We start from the raw sequence: 6,263 nt of genomic DNA on the forward strand, positions 1-6,263 counted from the left end.
CCGGTTCCAGGAACTGCGGCAGCACCGCCAGCATGAAGACGACGGCCTTCGGATTCGAGGCGTTGACGAGGAAGCCCCGCAGCACCAGCGCCGGCGCGGACGCGCCCCGCGTCGGCGTCTCGGCCTCGGTTTCGGTGGGCCGGGCCCGCCACTGCCGGATCCCGAGATACACGAGATACGCGACGCCGAACCACTTGATGACGGTGAACGCGGTCGCGGACCGGGCCAGGACGGCGCCGACGCCCGCGGCGACCACCGCGATCTGCAGCAGCAGGCCGAGTTGCAGACCGAGGATGTTCCAGTAGCCGCGGCGCAGGCCGTGCGCGAGTCCCGAGGACATCGACGCGACGGCCCCGGCGCCGGGGGACAGGCTGATCACCCACGCCGCGCCGAGGAAGGCGAGCCACATCTGCCAGGTCATCGCACGATTCTAGGGCAGCGCAGATCTAGGGTGCGCCGCCGCCGATGATCGCGCGATAGGCCTCGACGCCGTCGGTGGGACGGCGGGCCAGCGTCGGATCGGTGCGGGCGTCGACGGTGTAGAGGCCGAACCGTGGTGTGTACGAACCCCATTCGTAGTTGTCGGTGAGCGACCAGTAGTTGTAGCCGAACACCGGTGCGCCGTCGTCGATCGCGCGGGCCACCGCGGCGACGTGCTCGCGCAGGTGGCGGGAGCGGGTCCAGCCGTCCGGACGCGGCACCCCGTCGGCGGTGGGCATGCCGTTCTCGACGACGTACAGCGGCAGCCCCGGATACCGCCGGGTGTAGTCCATCAGCGCGTCGTGCAGCCCCTGCGGATGCGGGCGCACCGCTGCGAAGTCGTCGAACGCGGCGTGGATCGCGGTGAGATTGCCGGGCTCCACCCCGTAGTAGTAGTCGACCCCGACGAAGTCCAGGCGGTCGCGGACGCGGTCGAGGAACAACGTGTCCAGGTAGGACTGGGCGCCGGGGATGTACGCGACGTTCGAGGTGACCTTCGCGTCCGGATCGTGCCGGTGGATCAGCTCGTACGCACCGCGGTGCGCGGCGACGAGCCCGTCGAACATGCGGGGGACGTCGGTGGGGAACAACCCGCCGAGGGTGAGTTCCTGCCGCACGTAGATCGTCGGTTCGTTGACGGTGACCCACAGCGCCCCGGCGTTCGCGTACCGGGCGACCACCCGTTCGGCGTTGGCCAGCCAGGCCGTGACCGTGCCGGGATCGGCCCAGCCGCCGCGGTCGGCGATCCATCCGGGATACACCCAGTGGTCCAGGGTGATCATCGGCGTCATGCCGTGCTCCCGGATCGCGGCGACCACGTCGTCGTAGTACGCGAACTCCGTCTCGTCCCAGTGATCGGCCCGCGGTTGGACCCGGGCCCATTCGACGGAGAACCGGAACACGTCCACCCCGAGGTCGGCGGCGCGGGCAATGTCCTCGCGATAGCGGTGGCGGAAGTCGACGGCGGCACCGATCGGGTCGCGGGTGCGGCCCGAGGCCGAGTAGCGCGACCAGTTGCTGTCCGGCGACGAGCCCTCGGATTGGAAGCCCGACGAGGAGACTCCCCACAGAAACTCGGTCGGTGCCAACTCGGTCGGTGCCGCTGCGGCCGTTGTGGGCAGGATCGACGCGGTGAGGATCAGCGCCACCGCGACGACCGCCGCCCGCACCCGGTTCACCCGAACCCCGCTGCCGATCCGGACTGCGCTGCGACGGCGGACGCGATCGGGGTCCACTGTTCGGCCAGGACCCGGCGCCCGACGAACAGCCCGATGTGCCCGTCCTCGACGGTGTGCAGGGAGATCCGTTCGGGTGCGGTGCCCACGAGCGCGGCCAGGGCGTGCACCTGTGCGGGCGGGGCCAGCAGGTCGCCGGTTCCGGCGAGCAGGATCAGGGGACAGTCGATCTCGGCGAGGTCGACGCGCCGCCCGCCGATCACCAGCTCTCCCCGGACCAGTTCGTTGCCCACCACGAGGTGCTCGACGATCCAGTCCCGGAACGCGGCGGGGATCGGCTGGCGCCACACGAACCAGCGGCGCTGCTCGGTGATCCGCGCGATCACCTCGGGATCGTCGAGCCCGGCGAGCAGATCCATCGCCCGCTGCACCTCGCCGACGGGGTCGGTGAGATGGACGCCGAGCAGGTGCCCGGTGTCGTAGACCAGGGCCGCCGCAGCGGCGCCCGCCCTGCGGGGCAGGTGGCCGAGCAGGCCGAGTCCCGGACGATCGGCGTGGAAGTCGATCGGTGCCCCCGCGACGGTCAGCGTGTGCACCTCGTCGGGGTGCAGCGCCGCGTACACGGCGCCGAGCCACCCGCCCTGGCTGTCACCGATGAGATTGACCCGTCCGCCGAGATGGGCCACCGCCTCGGCGACCACGGCGAGATGTTCGTCGATCGAGTCGCCGTCGGTCTCGGCCGTCGCGGGCAGCCAGTCCAGGCAGTACAGCCGCGTCAGTCCGCCGGCGTGCAGCGCCGCGATCTGGCTGCGTTCGGTGGAGTGGTCGACGATGCACGAATCGGTGCCGGCCTGCGGTGGCAGGAGCAGGGTGGGCACGGTCCCGGCCGTCGACGGTGATGCGACGGTGCAGTCCCGCAGCCGCGCGAGCGGCCACTGCAGGGCCACGGGCCAGGGGTGGGCCCAGCCGGGCCGGTCGCGGTCGGTGAGGACGTTCACGAACGCGGTGGCGTCGTCGACGAGGTCGAGCGGACCGGCACCGCGCCGGGCCAGACCGAGCAGATAGGCGCTCCAACCGGCGATCGCGGCGGGTGATACGGCGTCCATGCCGCGCACCCTAAGCCTGCGGCTCGGTAGCCGGTGCGCGTTTCCCGTCCTTCGATGCGAGGACGGTGCGCACGGGCCTCACTTGAGGAGGTCGCGGGCGGTGGTGGCGGTGGTGGCGGTCAGTTCGCGAGCGAACGAGACCTGTGCCTTCGCGAGGTCGGCGACCCACTCGATCGGGGTGGCCTCGGCGAACTTCTCCTGCAGGTCGAGAAGGCTGAAGACGGTCTTCTCGTAGGTGTCGACGGCCAGGTTGCCGCTCTGCTTGGCGGCGTCGACGATCTTGCCGTTGAAGTCGTTCACGCGGGCGGCGGTGTCGTCGACGGCCTTGCTCAGCTCCTCCGTGGCGCGGGTGGCGGCCTGGGTGGCGGAGGCGGCGACCTTCTGCGCGGCGTCGGTCGCGTCGGTGGCGGCCTTGGAGGCGGCGTCGGTGGCGACCTTGGCGGCGTTGGTGGTCTTGGGGGAGGTCATAACGAGTCCTTCTGTCGGTGGTGGAAGCGCCTCGAACGACGCTGTTAGCAAGTTAGCACGGTGATTGCTAACGCGCTACCCGAGCGTCATCCGAAGACGTAGGTGCCCGGTGCGTCGCACAGCGCCGGATGTGCAGTGCTGCCCATCGACGGCGGTGCGACCAGCGCGCCGGCCCGCGAACCGGACCATGCCGCCCAGTCCTCCCACCACGACGTCGTGCTCCGGGTGGCTCGCTCCTTCCAGTCCTGCGCCGAATTCGGCAGAGCGGCAGGGGTTTCCGCGTCGGGTGCGCCGACCGCCTCGAACCAGCACTTCGGCCCCGGCGGATTCACCGCTCCCGCAATGTGACCGCCGTTGGACAGCACGAACCGGACGGAGCCGCCGAGCAGCCGCACCGACTCGTACGACGACGTCCACGGCACGATGTGGTCGTTGATCGCACCGACGATGTACGTGTCGCACCGGATGTCGCCCAGATCCAGTGTCTTGCCGGCGAGTTCGTACACGCCTTCGGCGAGTTCGTTGCGTCCGTAGAGGGTTCGCAGGTAGTGCGAGTGCATGGCCGCGGGCATGCGGGTGCTGTCCTCGTTCCAGGCGAGGATGTCGAAGGCCGTCGGCTTCTCACCCTTCATCCACCGCGATACCCAGTACGAGAAGATCAGATCCTTGGCCCGGATCATGTCGAAGCTGCCGGACATCTCGTGGCCGGACAGGAAGCCCTGGGCGCGCATCCGGAACTCGACGTTGTCGAGGGTGGCCGGATCGGTCAGCAATCCGAGCTCGCCGACGTCGCGGTAGTCGAGCAGGGTGTTGAGCATGGTCAGCGCGCAGATGCGGCGGTCGCCCTCGGCCGCCAGCCGGGCGGCGGCCATCGCGGCCATCGCGCCACCGAGGCAGATGGAGAGCACCTCGATGCGGGACGATCCCGTGATCTCCTCGACCACGTCCAGCGCCGACGCGATGCCCTGGGCGTAGTAGTCGCTCATGGTCACGTCGTGCATGGACTCGTCGGGATTGCGGTACGAGATCATGAACACGGTGCGGTTGTGGCGGATGGCCCACTCGACCAGGCTGCGCTCGGGCGCGAGATCGAGGATGTAGTACTTGTTGATCCACGGCGGCGCCGCCAGGATCGGGATCTCGTGCACCTGCTCGGTCTGCGGCGCGTACTGGATCAGCTCGATCAGATCGTTGCGGTAGACGACCTTGCCGGGCGTCGCCGCGAGATTCTCGCCGACCTTGAAGGCGTCGACGTCGACCTTCAGCGGCCGGCCGCCCCGGTTGGTCAGGTCGTCGAGGGCGTACCGGGCGCCGCGCAGCAGGCTCGCGCCGCCGGTCTCGAGCGCGCGGGTCAGCACCGCGGGGTTGAACAGGAAGTTCGACGGTGCGAGGACGTCGAACATCAGGTTCGCGAACTGACGGGCCTTGCCGTCCTGCAGCGGGTCACCGGCGCCGGCTTCGGTGAGCTCGAGCGCGTACTCGCGGGTGGCCAGGTAGCTCTGCAGCAGCGAGAAGTAGGCGGGGTTCTCTTTCCACGCGGCGTTGCTGAACCGCCCGTCCCGGGGATCGACGGGCAGCGGCGGCTGCGGGTCGGCCTCGTTGAACACGCGGGTGGCGGCGGCGGGGATCTTGGCCAGGCGCGTGGTGTATCCGGTGGTCGCCGAGGCGACCTTCTGCGGATTGCGGACGGCGCGTCCGGCCACGGACGCGACGGCGGGTGCCCAGCCGATCGGATCGAGGCTGGACTTCAACTTCTTGTGCACATGGTCGAGCACGGGCTCACCTCAGGTCATGGTTGGGGGATGCCCGAGGGTGACACGGACCGCAGAGGCGCGCACCTTACTTCGAGGTACATGGTCACTGCAGGTAGTGACGCGGCGCACGGGCACTCGCCCGACCTGCGAGGTGCTGTGACGCACTCGTAGAACTTGTTTCAGATGTGAATCACGTCACGCTGTCGGGGATTCGTCCGACTCGTCCCGAATGCCCCGTCTCCGTTTGGCGACGGTCACCTCCCGGAACGCCTCGTACATCTCCTCCAGCGACCGGCGCTGCGGGTTGGTCAGATCCGGATCCTCCCGGATCGCTTGCAGCACTGCGGATTCCTTGGCCGCGGCGGGGGAGGCGACCTGGGCCGTCAGGGTGTCCGCCGACAGGTGCAGCTGCTCGGCGATGGCATTGAGCACCCGATCGCTCGGCGCCCGCAGATTCCGCTCGATCTGCGACAGATACGGGTTCGAGATTCCCACCATCGCGGCCAGCTGCCGCATCGGCAGTGCGGCGAGCTCGCGCTGGCGGCGAATCAGCTCACCCAGGGTGGCAGGGTGCGATGCGTCGTCGTCCATGCCGCCCAGCATAGGACCGCCGCAGCCCGGAATCGGTGCCGCCGGGGCAGGGACGCCGCGCCGCCGGGCGACCGGCCGACAACTCGTTTGCGTGTATCGCGGATAATGGAACAGATCCCTGTTCTACGAGAGAGGACACCTCATGCTTGCCCGCACCGACCTGCGCGGTCGTACCCCCACCACTGCGGAGCTGAGGGGCGCCCTGCCCCGAGGCGGAGTGGATGTGGACGCGGTGCTGCATCACGTCCGTCCCGTTGTCGACGACATCCGCGACCGCGGAGCCGTCGCCGCCCTCGACTACAGCGAGAAGTTCGACGGCGTGCGCCCCGCGCAGGTACGCGTACCGCAGGCCGCGATCGACCGGGCGCTCGCCGAACTGGACCCCGCCGTGCGCGCGGCCCTCGAGGTCGCCATCACCCGCACCCGCCTCGTCCACGCCGATCAGCGCCGCACTGACACCGTCACCGAGGTCGTGCCCGGGGGCACCGTCACCGAACGCTGGGTGCCGGTCGAGCGCGTCGGCCTGTACGTGCCCGGCGGCAACGCCGTCTACCCGTCGTCCGTCGTGATGAACGTCGTCCCGGCCCAGGCCGCCGGCGTCGAATCGCTCGTCATCGCCTCGCCGCCGCAGAAGGACTTCGACGGTCTGCCGCACCCGACCATCCTCGCCGCGGCCGCGCTGCTCGGCG

6 protein-coding genes and 1 pseudogene are annotated in these 6,263 nt (G+C 69.9%); 1 reads left to right on the forward strand and 6 read right to left on the reverse strand.

Translation table 11 applies throughout. The annotated features are described in order from the left end of the window. From I0Q12_RS07475 to I0Q12_RS07500, 6 genes are all read right to left on the reverse strand, one after another. Positions 1-421, reverse strand: a 421-nt coding sequence (locus I0Q12_RS07475) for a LysE family transporter (RefSeq protein WP_374068618.1), incomplete at its 3' end; no start/stop codon positions are given. Between the two features lie 25 nt (positions 422-446). Further along, a complete protein-coding gene (locus tag I0Q12_RS07480) occupies positions 447-1,649 on the reverse strand; it encodes a glycoside hydrolase family 1 protein (protein ID WP_197251346.1) in 1,203 nt (400 codons plus the stop codon). Between the two features lie 5 nt (positions 1,650-1,654). Further along, positions 1,655-2,761 (reverse strand): alpha/beta fold hydrolase, encoded by a 1,107-nt coding sequence (locus I0Q12_RS07485; RefSeq protein ID WP_197251328.1) that lies wholly within the window; start codon positions 2,759-2,761, stop codon positions 1,655-1,657. 78 nt (positions 2,762-2,839) lie between these two features. Then, positions 2,840-3,229 (reverse strand): hypothetical protein, encoded by a 390-nt coding sequence (locus tag I0Q12_RS07490; RefSeq protein WP_197251329.1) that lies wholly within the window; start codon positions 3,227-3,229, stop codon positions 2,840-2,842. An 86-nt stretch (positions 3,230-3,315) separates the two neighbouring features. Further along, positions 3,316-5,004 carry an alpha/beta hydrolase gene (locus tag I0Q12_RS07495; RefSeq protein ID WP_197251330.1) on the reverse strand — a complete coding sequence of 563 codons (1,689 nt, stop codon included), beginning with the start codon at positions 5,002-5,004 and terminating at the stop codon, positions 3,316-3,318. Between the two features lie 174 nt (positions 5,005-5,178). Next, positions 5,179-5,574 (reverse strand): helix-turn-helix domain-containing protein, encoded by a 396-nt coding sequence (locus tag I0Q12_RS07500; protein ID WP_197251331.1) that lies wholly within the window; start codon positions 5,572-5,574, stop codon positions 5,179-5,181. 202 nt (positions 5,575-5,776) lie between these two features. On the opposite strand from I0Q12_RS07500, the pseudogene I0Q12_RS32300 reads away from it, so the two are divergent. Beyond that, positions 5,777-6,263, forward strand: a pseudogene (locus I0Q12_RS32300) (histidinol dehydrogenase); the annotation flags it as partial.

This window comes from Rhodococcus sp. CX (genome assembly GCF_015865005.1).
GTDB lineage: Bacteria > Actinomycetota > Actinomycetes > Mycobacteriales > Mycobacteriaceae > Rhodococcus.